This window comes from Corynebacterium marquesiae (assembly GCF_030229635.1).
Classification (GTDB): Bacteria; Actinomycetota; Actinomycetes; order Mycobacteriales; family Mycobacteriaceae; genus Corynebacterium; species Corynebacterium marquesiae.
In genome coordinates this window covers 54,021-67,187 of record NZ_JASPII010000008.1, presented here as the reverse complement: position 1 = coordinate 67,187, position 13,167 = coordinate 54,021, and the positions used below count along the sequence as shown (strand labels likewise).

The following is a 13,167-nucleotide window of genomic DNA, read 5'->3' as shown; positions in this document are numbered from 1 at the left end:
ACGGGTCTTGGAGGGGAGTACCCCATCCTTCGGCATTGATCGTCAGCACGGAAGCTTTACGCTCCCGGTCGTGTCGGCCCGGCTGCAGCTATCTAGCCGGGCGGGGGAGACCTCCGGTCACTTTGTTGTATCTTCGACCGGAGGGATGTACCAATGCATGTGCCATTGTGGATCTGGGCGATTTCCATCGTCGTCATTCTTGGATTCTTTGTTTTTGATTTCTACTCCCACGTGCGCACCCCGCACGAGCCGACGCTGAAGGAATCCGGGTTCTGGACCCTATTCTATGTCGGCCTCGCTTTACTTTTTGGTGCCGGCGTGTGGGCCGTATGGGACCACGAGCACGGCATTCAATACCTCACGGGTTACGTGACAGAGAAGGCGCTATCCGTAGATAACCTTTTTGTTTTCGCGCTTATCATGGGCGCCTTCAAGATCCCGCGTAAGTACCAGCAAAAGGTATTGCTCATCGGTATCGTCATCGCCCTAGCATGCCGCCTAGTATTCATCCTTTTGGGTGCTGCGGTCATCGCGGCATGGTCCGATATCTTCTACCTGTTCGCGATATTTCTCATCTACACAGCGATCAAGCTCATCGTCGATGAGATTCGGGATGCCCCCGAAACCGATCCCAATGACATGGCCATCATCAAGCTGATCCGCAAGGTAGTCCACGTCACCCCGCGCTACCACGGCGATAAGCTCACGCACCGCGTGGAAGATTCCTCGGGCAAGCGGAAATTTGCGTTCACCCCGCTATTTATTGCGTTGGTGTCCATTGGCCTTATCGACGTGATGTTTGCCTTCGACTCCATTCCGGCCATCTACGGCATTACCTCAGAAGCTTTCTTGGTCTTTACCACGAATGCTTTCTCCCTCATGGGATTGCGCCAGATGTACTTCCTGATGGATGGCCTACTGGATCGCTTGGTGTACCTGCCCTATGGTTTGGGCATCATCTTGGGCTTCATCGGTGTAAAGCTCATGTTCCATGCGCTGCATGAGAATAATTTGCCGTTTGTAAACGGCGGCGAGAACGTGGAGTCCATTCCAGAATTTTCCACCATCACCTCACTTATCGTGATCGTGGGCGTCCTGGTTATTACGGTTATCGCCTCGATTATTAAAAACAAGCGCGATGAGAACCAAGGCGGAGTACCGGTATCGCACAATCACTTCGACTGGGACGAGGAAGGCAATAAGATCGTCCGGAACAAGAAGGGCGAATTCCTGGGCAAGGCCGAAGACCTGCCCAAGGAAGAGCTACCCCACTAGAAGCGGGCGTTTACGGGATTCCATTCGCGGAAGCTGCGGCCGGTGATGCAGCCGGCTTGGTAGAAGGGGTCGTTGTCCATGAGGGCGATGGCGTCGGCGACCACGGCGTCGTCGGCAAGCCCCACGATGATCAGCGCGCCGCCCTTGGAATCCGTCAAGGGGCCGGTGGCAATGATGGTGCCCTCCTCAAAAAGTTGCGCGGTAAACTCGCGGTGCGCGGGGCGAGCCTTAGCAATCTCCGGATTATTGGGGTTGTAGTCGTAGCCAACAGCAAAATACTTCATGCTTCGCATTTTAAAATGCAGGGGCATCCAAGCGCAGGTGCTTGGTGCTAACAGGTAGTATGTATAACGTGAATCAACCCGGAACACAGTCAGCGCAATCCTCGGATGTGAATCCGCAGGTGTCCAATTGGAACCTGCCAAATATTCTCACCAGCCTGCGCATTCTTTTCATTCCGGTTTTCGCATGGCTAGTTATTGCCGGCCATGAATGGTGGGCTTTTGGCCTATTTGCGGCCTTAATGCTCACAGATAAGCTCGACGGGGACATCGCACGTGCCCGTGGCCTTATCACCAATTTTGGCAAGATTGCTGATCCCATCGCCGATAAAGCGCTTATGACTACCGCACTGGTATGCCTCAACATCATTGGGGTACTGCCGGTGTGGATTACTGTGGTCATTCTCATCCGTGAGTTTGGTATCACCATCTGGCGTATGGTTTTGTTGCGCCGCGGCAAGGTGGTACCTGCTTCGAAGGGCGGCAAACTGAAGACTGTATTGCAATCCTTGGCAGTCGGGCTGTATCTGTGGCCGTTGCCGGAGTGGATGAACGTTCCTACCTTCCTAGTGATGCTCTTGGCTGCAGTGGTGACCGTAGTTACCGGCGTGCAGTACCTCATCGACGGCAAGAAGCAGAATAGCTAGGTAGTTCATGAGCACCATGGCGGCCCGCCTCGTATCCGAGCTCACTGAGCGCGGCGAGACTTTGTCCTTTTGCGAGTCACTTACTGCTGGGTTGGCCAGCGCCACGGTGGCTTCTGTCCCTGGAGCCTCGGCTGTATTGCGCGGAGGGCTTATAACATATGCCACCGAGGTGAAATCCCACTTTTTGCACCAACCGGTAGCCGATATCGAAGCAGCCGGAGTGGTTTCTGGGGAGACTGCCCTTGCAATGGCCCGCGCAGCAGTGGCAGAAACCGCTGCGGACTGGGGGATAGGCCTTACCGGAGTGGCAGGACCAGACCTACAAGAAGGCAAGCCGGCGGGCACCGTATATATCGGCATCTATTCTCCTGGCAGAGTCGCTTTCTCCCAGTTGCTATCCGGATTGGGCAAGGAGCGCAACGAAATTAGAGAGGCCACGGTCGCAGCGGCCTTGCGTCTACTGTGCGCAACTGTGGAAGAAAATCCGGCACTGCGGGAACAATAGCGAGACAAGGAGCGTTGACCATAGTGATGAACACTTCTACTGCAGTCCTCGAACACTCGGTAAACAGCGCTACTGCACCAGCCGCGCCCGCCACTGCTCGTACCCCTGAGCCGCTTTTGCGTGAGGCTCTTGGGTTGACGCTGCGCGCCTTCCGCGCGGACAAAGGAGTGACCCTACGCGAATTGGCCGGAGTGGCCCGCGTATCGCCGGGTTACCTTTCAGAGCTCGAACGCGGTCGCAAGGAGGTCTCCTCTGAGCTCCTTGCGTCTGTGTGCCACGCGCTAGATTGCTCGGTCTCTGACGTATTGATTGAAGCAGCCGGTTACATGGCCCTGCCCTCCATGGATGAGGAGCTAGCCCATACGGCACCTGCCGCATCAGAGCTTTAGCCCACAGCGGTATACGTCAGCAGCCGGCCTCTTCTCTCGCGAGGAGGGTCGGTTGTGGTGGTTAAGAGGGGGCGTCGGCAAGCGCCCGCGACCGCGGGGAGTGCAAGCGGTGGAAACAGCGCTTCGCTAGTATAAACAGCAGAACATTACGCACATTTTTAACCTAGAAAGGTGTGAAGCACACCATGGCGAACCCATTTGTTAAGGGCTGGAAGTACCTGATGGCACTCTTCGATAATAAGATCGAGGAAAACGCCGATCCGAAAGTGCAGATCGAGCAGGCTATTGAGGATGCTCAGCGCCAGCATCAGGAGCTGTCTCAGCAGGCGGCCGCCGTGATTGGTAACCAGCGTCAGCTGGAAATGCAGCTTAACCGCCGTCTGGCAGAGGTAGAAAAGCTGCAGGGCAATGCTCGCCAGGCTCTGGAATTGGCTGATCAGGCCCGTGCCAAGGGCGATGAGAATAAGGCCGTGGAGTACGAGAACGCAGCAGAGGCCTTCGCCGCCCAGCTGGTTACGGCTGAGGAGTCCGTGGAGGATACCAAGAAGCTGCATGACCAGGCGCTGCAGCAGGCAGAAAAGGCCAAGAATGCGGTCCAGCGTAATAACGCCGCGCTGCGCGAAAAGGTCAATGAGCGCTCCAAGCTGCTTTCCCAGCTGGAGCAGGCAAAGATGCAGGAAAAGGTCTCTGAGTCTTTGAACTCCATGAACGAGCTGACTGCCAATGGCAATACGCCGTCTCTGGATGCTGTGCGCGATAAGATTGAGCGCCGTTACTCCAAGGCGCTAGGCCAAGCCGAGCTTGCCGAGAACTCCGTGGAAAACCGCATGGCCGAGGTTCAGCAGGCAGGCGTGCAGATGGCCGGTCATTCCCGCTTGGAGCAGATTCGCAGTGAAATGAACTCTTCTAAGTCCGTGGAAGGCAATAAGGCTCAGGCCATTGAGGGCAATAAAGCTTCTGGCTCTGCTGCCGACAACGCTGCCCAGCCAGGCAGTGCCAACAACGATGCTGTACAGGCCCGTCTGCGTGAGTTGCGTGGGGAGTAAAACCCCCGACTGTCTTTTAAAAAGTTATCGCCTCCCTTGGCCATCATTTGGTGGTGCAAGGGAGGCGATAACTTATGCTGCTAGTCGCCGACGCCGCGGGCCTGCAACGCTTCCCCCATCGCGCGCGCTCGCCGGATGGAGCGAATAATAACGGGGGTGCCAAATGCCAGCGGGGACATCCCGGCACCGCGCGCTTTGCGGGCATCTAGGACTTCATAGACGGTTTCAAACATCAGCGGGATGAGCCGAATAGTCAGTGACATAGCCAAGCTGATGTTTTCTACCGGTATTCCTAGTCGCTTTAGGGGCTGCAGCGACTCTTCCAGTGACTCCATGATTTCATCTACCGTGGAGGTCAGCGTGAGCAGGAAGGCAGCCATCATAGCGGCGAAGACATTGAGGAACATCACCGCCGCATAGTCGAAGTCCTTTGCCCACCATTGAAAGCCTGCCAAGGGGACTAGGAAAAAGAGAGGCGGCCAGATTTGACTCCACGCAATGGCCGGTGGAATCCGGGCGCAAGCATAGAGAAAGACGACGAAAATGACGCCGCCTGCTGCCCACGGAATGGACTTGAAAAAGATGCTGGTGACCAGGATAAAGACTAAGAGGAATGCGATCTTCCAACTAGGTTTGATGCGATGAACAAAACTGGTGCCATCAACATAGACGGAAAGTGGGAGATTCGTGCGTCGTTGCATGAGAATTCTCCCTACAGTGGCCGCTGGGCCATGAGGTCTTGGTAAAAATCTATGACCTCCGCTGGCCGGCCATCCGCGGCGATGCGGTGGTCATCGATGCAAATGACCCGATCAAAATCGCGCAGAAAGTCCAGATCGTGCGTCACCACAATTAGTTGCTGTTCTAATCGCGCGAATTCTCTTTTGATTCGATCGCGGTTGCGCAGATCCAGCAGGGTAGTGGGCTCATCAGCGATGATGAGAATCGGGTCGATGACCATGACCGCTGCCAGCGCGAGGAGCTGCTTTTGTCCGCCGGAGAGCGTATGCGGTGAGCGCTCAGCAAATTCGGCGAGTCCGAAGCGCTCGAGGGCAGCATCCACGCGGGCGAGGCGCTCGTGTTTCGGCAGCTTAAAGCGGCGGAGCGAAAAGGCGACGTCATCGCGCACATTGGGCATGACAATCTGGTTTTCGGCATCCGAAAAGACAAACCCCACCTTTTCGCGCACCTTTTTGCCCTGCTTGGCGACGTCCATCTGGTCCACCGTCACCGTACCTTCACTAGGCTCGCCCAACCCATTAATGAGCCTGGTCAAGGTGGATTTCCCGCCACCATTCTGGCCGATGATGCCAATGCGTTGTTCGGTGAGGGTGAGGTTGATGTCCTCGAGCACCACGGTGTCATCAAAAGCCACCGAGACCGAGGTAAATTCGATCGTGGGCACTAGGCGGCCTTTCGTCCCATCAGATCGGGGAAGGCCGAGTGAACACCGAGAGCGATGATGACGGCAACGACAAGTTTTCCGGCATCGACAGGGATGAAGGGCAATTGGGCTGCGAAGGCTGGACCAATTTCCAAGCCAGAGCGGATCATGAGACCAAAGGCGCCGCAGATGTATTGGACGGCAAGGCCGACAATGGCAGCAATGGCAAGTATGACCGCCATGCCACCCTTGTTCTTAGGGGAGCGGTAGGCAATTGCACCTGCAACCGCTGGTGAGAGAACATAGCCGATGATGTAGCCCGCGGTTGGGCCTGCCAGGGCGCGCAGCGTGGTACCGCCACCTGCTAAAACTGGGAGGGCAAGGCCCAGGAACAAAAAGAGGAGTCCCACGTAACCGCCGCGCTTGCTACCCAAAATAAGGCCGGCGAGGATCAGTGCTGCGTTTTGCAACACGATGGGCACGCCGGCCGAACCGATGGGGATGGACACGAAGGCAAGGACGATAACGAGAGCGGTAAACACGGCAACATAGGCAATGGTGGTTGCCAGAGAGTTCTTTTTCATGTTCAAGAGGTTAGCACTGCATGAAAACTGCAGACAATTGAGGGTTTTGAACGGTGTTCATCCGAGGCTGATAATTGTGAGGTAGGGCCATTGCGGCGGGCTCCCAATCGACGCTTTCTGGACTGCTGGCGCCCGTGCTTTGGTGCTGAGTAGGATGGCGCGCATGCGATTGACCGAGTATCACCAGCTCATTGTGGACGAATTTGGCGAGTCTAAGGGAAAGTGGATTAGCCACTCCCATGTCTTGCCCGACCTCGGGGCAACGCCCGATGAGCTTATCGAACGCGGCGTCGATCCGCGTCGCGTCTGGCTGAGCCTGTGCGATGACTTTGATGTACCGAAGGAGCGCAGGTTGGGAGTCGATTACCCTACTTTATAGCGCTGTCGAATTTGACGGACTGGCGTGTTCACTTTCAAAATTCGAACAGATGTATGTAATATGGCGGAGGTGTCGATGCAGTCGTCTACAGTGGGATGGCGTTGACGGAGGGAACCGTTTGAGTTCCACGGCAGTCTAATAATGCGTTAGTACATCGTCGTTAAAGATAAGGATGAAAGTTAATGGCAACCAAAAAGAAGTCTTCTTCTGCCGCCTCTAAGGGAGATGACCGCCAAAAGGCCCTCGATGCCGCAATGGCCATGATTGAGAAGGATTACGGCAAAGGCGCTGTGATGCGCCTGGGTGATGACAACCGCCCACCGATTAAGGCCATTTCTTCCGGTAATACCGCAATCGATGTTGCTCTGGGTATTGGTGGTTTCCCGCGCGGGCGTATCGTAGAAATCTATGGCCCGGAGTCTTCTGGTAAGACCACTGTTGCGCTGCACGCCATTGCATCTGCACAAAAGGACGGCGGCATTGCCGCGTTTATTGACGCCGAGCACGCGCTCGACCCGCAGTATGCTCGCCTGCTTGGCGTGGATACCGATAACCTTTTGGTTTCCCAGCCAGATACCGGCGAACAGGCCTTGGAGATCGCCGATATGCTGGTACGCTCTGGCGCAATTGACATCATTGTCGTTGACTCTGTGGCTGCCCTTACCCCGAAGGCGGAAATTGAAGGTGAGATGGGCGATAGTCACGTCGGTCTCCAAGCCCGCCTGATGTCGCAGGCGCTGCGCAAGATGACCGGTGCCCTGTACAACTCCGGTACCACCGCTATCTTCATTAACCAGCTGCGCGAAAAGATTGGCGTGATGTTCGGCTCGCCAGAGACCACCACCGGTGGTAAAGCGCTCAAGTTCTACTCTTCCGTGCGCTGCGATATCCGCCGCATCCAGACCTTAAAAGATGGCCAGGACGCCATCGGTAACCGCACCAAGCTCAAGGTAGTAAAAAACAAGGTCTCGCCACCATTTAAGATTGCCGAGTTCGACATCATGTATGGCGAAGGCATCTCTCGCGAGTCGTCCATCATTGACCTTGGCGTCGAAAACGGCTTCATTCGCAAGTCCGGCTCTTGGTTTACCTACGAAGGCGACCAGCTGGGCCAGGGTAAGGAGAAGGCGCGTAATTTCCTGAAGGATAACCCGGATCTAGCCAATGAAATCGAGCAGAAGATTTTCCAGAAGCTCGGTATCGGCGAGGCCGCGGCCGAAGGCGAGGAGGGTGCCGCGATGGACGTTCCTGGTGCCGATGACCCATTAACCGATGAGTCCGTTGATCTCGTTCCAAACGTCGATTTTGATGACGACTAGAATCGTCTAACCCCGTACCCACACACTCCGCGTACCATTTGAATCTGCATCATGAATCAGCCCGCCCCCGAAAAGCTCGCCCAACTCCGTCAGGCCCTCGAGGCCTATGAGAATGGAGCAGCTGGGGGCGGGCTTTTTGATCGAGAGGCAGAGGAAGCCAAGGCCAAGGTCCGCTCTCGGGCACTGGGCCTTTTGGATCAGCGTTCTAGGTCCCGGAAAGAGCTCTATGATCGTCTAGTAAAGGCCGAGTTTGAGCCAGATGTCGTTGAGGACGTGCTAGATGATTTAGCCCACGCGGGGCTGGTGAATGACGCAGCCTTTGCACACGAGTGGGTGCGCCAACGGCATAAGCGGCGCGGCAAGTCCAGCTCGGTTCTCAACAGGGAATTGCGGGAAAAGGGCGTGAGCGAGGCCGACCGTGCTGAGGCCCTCGAGCAAATTGACCCTGCCGATGAACAAGCCATGGCGCAGGCCCTTGCGGAAAAGAAGGCTCGCTCCATTAAGACCGTCCCGCCGGATCGCAAGGAGCGCGACAAGGCCCTACGCCGCATCGTGGGTGTGCTGGCACGCCGCGGCTTCAATGAAGGAATGTCATTGCAGATCGCAATCGCAGCGCTTGACGCGCGGTGCGCGGAACTGCGCGCAGAGGACTGATACGGCCAAGGCAGGGTAGCGCCGGAGTGAACAAGTCCGACAGTTATGAGATGCCTAGCTTCATAGCTAAACTATGCCGACGTGGAGCAGACAATCGCAGATAACCGTACTTATGAAGTCCGAACTTTCGGCTGCCAGATGAATGTGCACGATTCAGAGCGCATCTCTGGCCTCTTGGAGGAGGCCGGCTACGCGGCCGCCGGCGAAGGTGTGGAGCCAGATCTCATCGTCTTTAATACCTGCGCCGTGCGCGAAAACGCCGATAAGCGGCTCTACGGCACCTTGGGTGCCTTGAAGAAGACAAAGGAAAATCATCCCGGCATGCAAATTGCCGTGGGTGGTTGCTTGGCGCAGAAAGACAAGGACACCGTCCTAGATAATGCCCCGTGGGTTGATGCTGTCTTTGGCACTCACAATATGGCGGCCCTGCCGACGCTGTTGGAGCGCGCCCGACACAACGATGAAGCCCAGGTGGAAATCGTTGATTCCCTCGAGGCTTTTCCGTCGGTCTTGCCAGCCAAGCGTGAGTCTGCCTATGCCGGCTGGGTTTCTGTTTCTGTAGGCTGCAATAACACCTGCACCTTCTGCATTGTTCCTTCCTTGCGCGGCAAGGAAGAGGACCGTCGGCCCGGCGATATCCTGGCCGAGGTCAAAGCCCTAGTAGACCAGGGCGTATCCGAGGTCACCCTGCTGGGACAAAACGTCAATGCTTATGGCGTCAATTTCGCCGATCCCGATATGCCACGCGACCGTTTCGCCTTTTCTAAGCTGCTGCGCGAGGTTGGCAAGATCGAAGGCCTTGAACGCCTGCGCTTTACCTCTCCGCACCCGGCTGAGTTTACTTCCGACGTCATCGATGCCATGGCCGAGACCCCGGCTGTGTGCCCGCAGTTGCATATGCCCCTGCAGTCTGGCTCCGACAAGGTCCTTAAGGACATGCGTCGTTCCTACCGCACTAAGAAGTTCCTGCGGATTTTGGACGAGGTACGGGAGAAAATTCCGCACGCCGCAATCACGACCGATATCATCGTGGGCTTCCCAGGCGAGACCGAGGAAGACTTCCAAGACACCATGGAGCTTGTGCGCCGCGCTCGCTTTGCCTCGGCCTTTACCTTCCAGTATTCGCCGCGTCCGGGAACCCCGGCTGCGGAAATGGAGGATCAGATTCCCAAGGAAGTCGTCCAGGATCGTTTCGAGCGTCTCGTTGCCCTGCAAGATAGCATCCAGGCCGAGGAAAACAAGAAGCTCATCGGCACGGATGTGGAGCTTTTGGTGCAAGCTGAAGGCGGCCGCAAAAACGATGAAACCCACCGCATGACCGGCCGCGCGCGCGATGGCCGCCTGGTGCATTTCACCCCGGTTGATTCGGATGGCACGGACATTTCGGCGGAGATTCGCCCTGGCGATGTGGTGCATACCCAGGTCACCGGTGCGGGCTCCTTCTTCTTGCTTGCCGACGCCGCCGTTACCTCCCACACCCGTACCAAGGCCGGGGACATGTCTGCTGCCGGCGAAACGCCTACCACCGCACCCATCGGCGTCGGTCTGGGATTGCCGTCGATTGGCAAGCCCGCAGCGGTCGAATCTGGCGATTCCTGCGGTTGCTAGCAGGGGAGTAGGCTAGGGAGCCATGACTGAGGAACATTCGACCACCGTAGCCCATAATGCAGCTAACGCTGAGCGTAGAGCAGCACAAACAATGGACCTCGGCGGTCACAAGGTCACGCTGTGCATTGCAGTGGTGGCCTATCTCCTCTACCTGATTTTGCCCTACGCCGGTCCAGCCCACGGCTGGGAGGCATTGACGTTCGGCACCACCTCAAGTGGCGTCAGGATTTCCATCATAGAAACCGTCTCTGCGTGGCTCGCGCTCATTGGGTTGGGCATTCTTACTCCGGTGACAATGTTCACCCGCCGTGCCACGCCTGGGCTGGTTGCATGGATGCTGGTGACGGTGTCCTTTTTTGCCAACCTATGGGGCTTTTGGCTCCGTGGTTCTACCGCCGACGGGGCGTCGCTGGGAATGTGGGTGGGAATGCTGGCTACTTTCCTAGCATTTCTGGCCTATAGCATGGTGGCGCTGCGCCGCAGCCCAGAGCAGAAGGCCGCCGAAGCTCGCGTGCGCGCCACCGCCGGACAGCTCGATGAGGTGGGCGAATTCCAGTCCAGGATTGACGCGGCACCGCAGCAGGAGCCTCTGGAGGACAATCGCCGCAAGCAAGCCGCCGAACGCCACCGCGCCCAGCGCGGCGAGCAGTAGGCCTACCGCCACTAGTCCCGCAGCCGCAACTCCCACGCAGAAGAGCGGGAGAGTTCCCGGGCGCCCAGGCTACGGTAGATGGCATTCATGGCCGCATCCTTGGCCGCAACGGAACCATAGCAGCGTCGCACCCGCGGCCAATAGCTAGCCACCTCATGCAGCGCTGTGAGCTTGGCTAGCTGCGCAAGTCCGCGGCGGCGGTGGGGGCGATCGGTCACAGTCAGGGTCCACTCACATACCTCAGGATTCGCGTCCTCGTGCCGCGCCATCTCAGTCAGCGCGAGTATGCTCCCGTCCTCGGCGGTGAGTGCGATAAGAAGCGTGTGCCCGCGACGAGAACGCAGGCGGCTGTGCGCTTCGCGCAATCGAGCACGCGTCCACACGATGGGCTCCACCGTCAGATCACCAGTCTCCGCATCTGTGGACGCTAGGCTAAGCAGCCGCATGACCTCGTCGAGATAGCCCTCAGGGATGTCGTAATCTGGCCAGACTCGGGCGGTGATCCCTGCTGGGAGCAGTGCTGCGACAGGGCTTTCGGGGATGTCCATTACCAGCTGGTGCTCCGCATGCCTTTGCGTAAATCCCAGATGGCGGTAGATGCTGCCCATAGCGTCGTAGTCTGGGCCCGCGCCCGGCGGGTGCAATAGTCCCACGTGCGCTACGGTGCGGCCGAGTTTCCGGGCCAACTCCAGTGCCTTCGCCCCCATCCACTCGGCTACTTGGCGCCCCTTCTCATCGAGCTGTTCGCCAGGGAGGGGCAAATCGCACAGCACGCACTCAATCTCTGCTGCCTCGCGCTCTTCTAAAAGCGGCAGGCTAATGTGGATGAACCCGAGGTAATCCAGCTCCGGGCTGGGTTCTATTGCGGGAATCTGCGGCAGTTCTAGCTCAGAAACCTCACCAAGGGTGGAGTCGCCGTCCACTACGGCAAAAAGATGGGTCTGTGATTCGCTAGAACCTTGCAGACGCTGGACCACGCGGCCCGGCGACGTCGATGCCGCGGCATCGCCGCTTGCTTCTTGGGCCGCCAAGTTGGCCCAAAAGACGAAGCTGCGAATGCAGTCCGCAGGTTCGCTGGGCCGGGCGTGAGCGGTAGGCGAGTGCGGCCGCGGTGGCCGCGCAATGTGGACGAGGTGCACTACTTATCGTTGACGGCGTTAGCGGCGGCGTCGGCAAAAGCCTGCCACTGCTCGGCCTGCGCACGCAGATCAGCGGCCTTTTTCGCATTGCCCTTGGCCTCAGTTGCCTCGGCCTGAGAGTTAAACTCATCGACCTTAGCCTGGAACTGCGCCACGCGTGCTTGCGCCTCTGGGTCGGTGCGGCGCCACTCGGACTTTTCTGCCTCGGTGACGCGCTGCTCCAGCGCCTCAATCTTGGACTCGTACTCGCGCACTTGCTTGCGGGGAACGAAGCCTACCTCTTCCCACTTTTCCTGCAGCTCGCGCAGCTTGGCCTTCGCACCTTCGATGCTCTTGGACGGGTCGATCTGGCCGTCGTATTCCGCAATCAAGGCGTCCTTGGCCTTGGCATTTTCTGCAAACTCACGGTCGCGTTCGTCATTGACGGCATTGCGGGCATTGAAGAACTTGTCCTGGGCGGCGCGGAAGCGGGCCCAAAGCTTATCGTCTACGTCGCGCGGGGCGCGGCCGGCGGCCTTCCACTCGGTCATCAAATCGCGGTAGGCGCGGGCGGTGGGGCCCCACTCGGTGGAATCCTGGATGGCCTCGGCACGCTCGACGAGTTCTTCCTTCTTCTTGCGGGCAACCGCACGGGCGCGGTCCAGCTCGGCAAAGTGGGAGCCTCGACGGCGGTTGAAGGAGTCGCGGGCGCGGGAGTAGCGCTTCCACAGGGCATCGTCGGTCTTGCGATCAATGCCCTTAATCTGCTTCCACTCCTCCAAGATCGCGCGGATGCGGTCTCCAGCGGCCTTCCACTCGGTGGAGTTTTCGGCAATCTCTTCTGCTTCCGCCGCCAGCTTCTCCTTGGCAGCAATAGCTTCCTCGCGGCGACGCTCCTTATCGGCCTGCGCCTGCTCGCCGGCTTCTACCGAGTGCTCAATGACGGCAACAAGGCGGCGGTCAAGGGCCGCGATATCACCAATAACCGCAGCGGTAGGCAGGGTTTCGCGCAATTGCGCTGCGGTCTTCTTGATGCCAGCGGCCTCACTGGGGTTGGCGCGCAGGCGGGCCTCGAGCAATTCAATTTCGGTGGAGAGATCGTCGTAGCGCGCGCCATAGTGCTGTAGACCCTCCTCGGGAGTGCCGGCCTGCCATTCGCCAATCTTGCGCTCGCCCTCCGGAGCGGAAACGAAGACGGAACCATCCGCGTCGACGCGGCCCCATTTGGCCGGGTCATTCTTGCTTGGTGCCTGCACGGGAACAGGCTTTGCGGTGGGGCGAGGGCCCTTCTTGGGCATGGAACCTGGGGTAGGGATGGGAGACATG

At 58.1% G+C, this 13,167-nt stretch carries 16 protein-coding genes; 10 read left to right on the top strand and 6 right to left on the bottom strand.

The annotated features are described in order from the left end of the window. The first annotated feature begins 153 nt into the window (after window positions 1–153). On the top strand, window positions 154–1,275 hold the full coding sequence (locus QP971_RS06865) for a TerC family protein (RefSeq protein ID WP_284811171.1): 1,122 nt from the start codon (window positions 154–156) through the stop codon (window positions 1,273–1,275). Here QP971_RS06865 and QP971_RS06860 read toward each other — a convergent pair. Next, window positions 1,272–1,559: a YciI family protein gene (locus tag QP971_RS06860; RefSeq protein WP_284811170.1), complete on the bottom strand. Its 288-nt coding sequence runs from the start codon at window positions 1,557–1,559 to the stop codon at window positions 1,272–1,274. The genes QP971_RS06865 and QP971_RS06860 overlap by 4 nt on opposite strands. Before the next feature lie 59 nt (window positions 1,560–1,618). Here QP971_RS06860 and pgsA point away from each other — a divergent pair, with 59 nt between their 5' ends. The 4 genes from pgsA (at window position 1,619) to QP971_RS06840 (ending at window position 4,143) form a co-directional block, all read left to right on the top strand. Continuing rightward, on the top strand, window positions 1,619–2,203 hold the full coding sequence (pgsA, locus tag QP971_RS06855; RefSeq protein WP_005325132.1) for a CDP-diacylglycerol--glycerol-3-phosphate 3-phosphatidyltransferase: 585 nt from the start codon (window positions 1,619–1,621) through the stop codon (window positions 2,201–2,203). Window positions 2,204–2,210: 7 nt separating this feature from the next. After that, complete coding sequence (locus QP971_RS06850; protein WP_225746826.1) at window positions 2,211–2,708, top strand: CinA family protein; 498 nt, start codon at window positions 2,211–2,213, stop codon at window positions 2,706–2,708. Between the two features lie 26 nt (window positions 2,709–2,734). Continuing rightward, window positions 2,735–3,097 carry a helix-turn-helix domain-containing protein gene (locus QP971_RS06845; protein WP_049377430.1) on the top strand — a complete coding sequence of 121 codons (363 nt, stop codon included), beginning with the start codon at window positions 2,735–2,737 and terminating at the stop codon, window positions 3,095–3,097. 185 nt (window positions 3,098–3,282) lie between these two features. After that, complete coding sequence (locus QP971_RS06840) at window positions 3,283–4,143, top strand: PspA/IM30 family protein (protein WP_049377429.1); 861 nt, start codon at window positions 3,283–3,285, stop codon at window positions 4,141–4,143. A gap of 80 nt (window positions 4,144–4,223) precedes the next feature. Here the strand turns inward: QP971_RS06840 and QP971_RS06835 are convergent, their stop codons facing one another. Genes QP971_RS06835 through QP971_RS06825 form a run of 3 tightly spaced genes read right to left on the bottom strand, consistent with a single transcriptional unit; the run spans window position 4,224 to window position 6,111 of the window. Next, a complete protein-coding gene (locus tag QP971_RS06835; RefSeq protein ID WP_198493211.1) occupies window positions 4,224–4,844 on the bottom strand; it encodes an energy-coupling factor transporter transmembrane component T family protein in 621 nt (206 codons plus the stop codon). Window positions 4,845–4,855: 11 nt separating this feature from the next. Beyond that, window positions 4,856–5,548, bottom strand: coding sequence for an energy-coupling factor ABC transporter ATP-binding protein (locus QP971_RS06830; protein ID WP_284811169.1), 693 nt, complete (start codon window positions 5,546–5,548; stop codon window positions 4,856–4,858). Beyond that, window positions 5,548–6,111, bottom strand: coding sequence for a biotin transporter BioY (locus QP971_RS06825; protein ID WP_023021360.1), 564 nt, complete (start codon window positions 6,109–6,111; stop codon window positions 5,548–5,550). The genes QP971_RS06830 and QP971_RS06825 overlap by 1 nt, the downstream gene beginning before the upstream one ends. A gap of 163 nt (window positions 6,112–6,274) precedes the next feature. On the opposite strand from QP971_RS06825, the gene QP971_RS06820 reads away from it, so the two are divergent. The 5 genes from QP971_RS06820 (at window position 6,275) to QP971_RS06800 (ending at window position 10,723) form a co-directional block, all read left to right on the top strand. Continuing rightward, complete coding sequence (locus QP971_RS06820; protein ID WP_005325117.1) at window positions 6,275–6,490, top strand: DUF3046 domain-containing protein; 216 nt, start codon at window positions 6,275–6,277, stop codon at window positions 6,488–6,490. 182 nt (window positions 6,491–6,672) lie between these two features. Then, window positions 6,673–7,809 (top strand): recombinase RecA, encoded by a 1,137-nt coding sequence (gene recA / locus QP971_RS06815; RefSeq protein ID WP_005328639.1) that lies wholly within the window; start codon window positions 6,673–6,675, stop codon window positions 7,807–7,809. Between the two features lie 51 nt (window positions 7,810–7,860). Continuing rightward, a complete protein-coding gene (gene recX, locus QP971_RS06810; protein ID WP_023021362.1) occupies window positions 7,861–8,463 on the top strand; it encodes a recombination regulator RecX in 603 nt (200 codons plus the stop codon). An 81-nt stretch (window positions 8,464–8,544) separates the two neighbouring features. Next, window positions 8,545–10,071, top strand: coding sequence for a tRNA (N6-isopentenyl adenosine(37)-C2)-methylthiotransferase MiaB (miaB, locus tag QP971_RS06805; RefSeq protein ID WP_284811168.1), 1,527 nt, complete (start codon window positions 8,545–8,547; stop codon window positions 10,069–10,071). A 22-nt stretch (window positions 10,072–10,093) separates the two neighbouring features. After that, window positions 10,094–10,723 carry an Rv2732c family membrane protein gene (locus QP971_RS06800; RefSeq protein WP_284811167.1) on the top strand — a complete coding sequence of 210 codons (630 nt, stop codon included), beginning with the start codon at window positions 10,094–10,096 and terminating at the stop codon, window positions 10,721–10,723. Between the two features lie 11 nt (window positions 10,724–10,734). Here QP971_RS06800 and QP971_RS06795 read toward each other — a convergent pair whose 3' ends face one another. Next, window positions 10,735–11,862 carry a GNAT family N-acetyltransferase gene (locus QP971_RS06795; protein WP_284811166.1) on the bottom strand — a complete coding sequence of 376 codons (1,128 nt, stop codon included), beginning with the start codon at window positions 11,860–11,862 and terminating at the stop codon, window positions 10,735–10,737. Further along, window positions 11,862–13,166 (bottom strand): DUF349 domain-containing protein, encoded by a 1,305-nt coding sequence (locus QP971_RS06790; protein WP_284811165.1) that lies wholly within the window; start codon window positions 13,164–13,166, stop codon window positions 11,862–11,864. The genes QP971_RS06795 and QP971_RS06790 overlap by 1 nt, the downstream gene beginning before the upstream one ends. Window position 13,167: the final 1 nt, after the last annotated feature.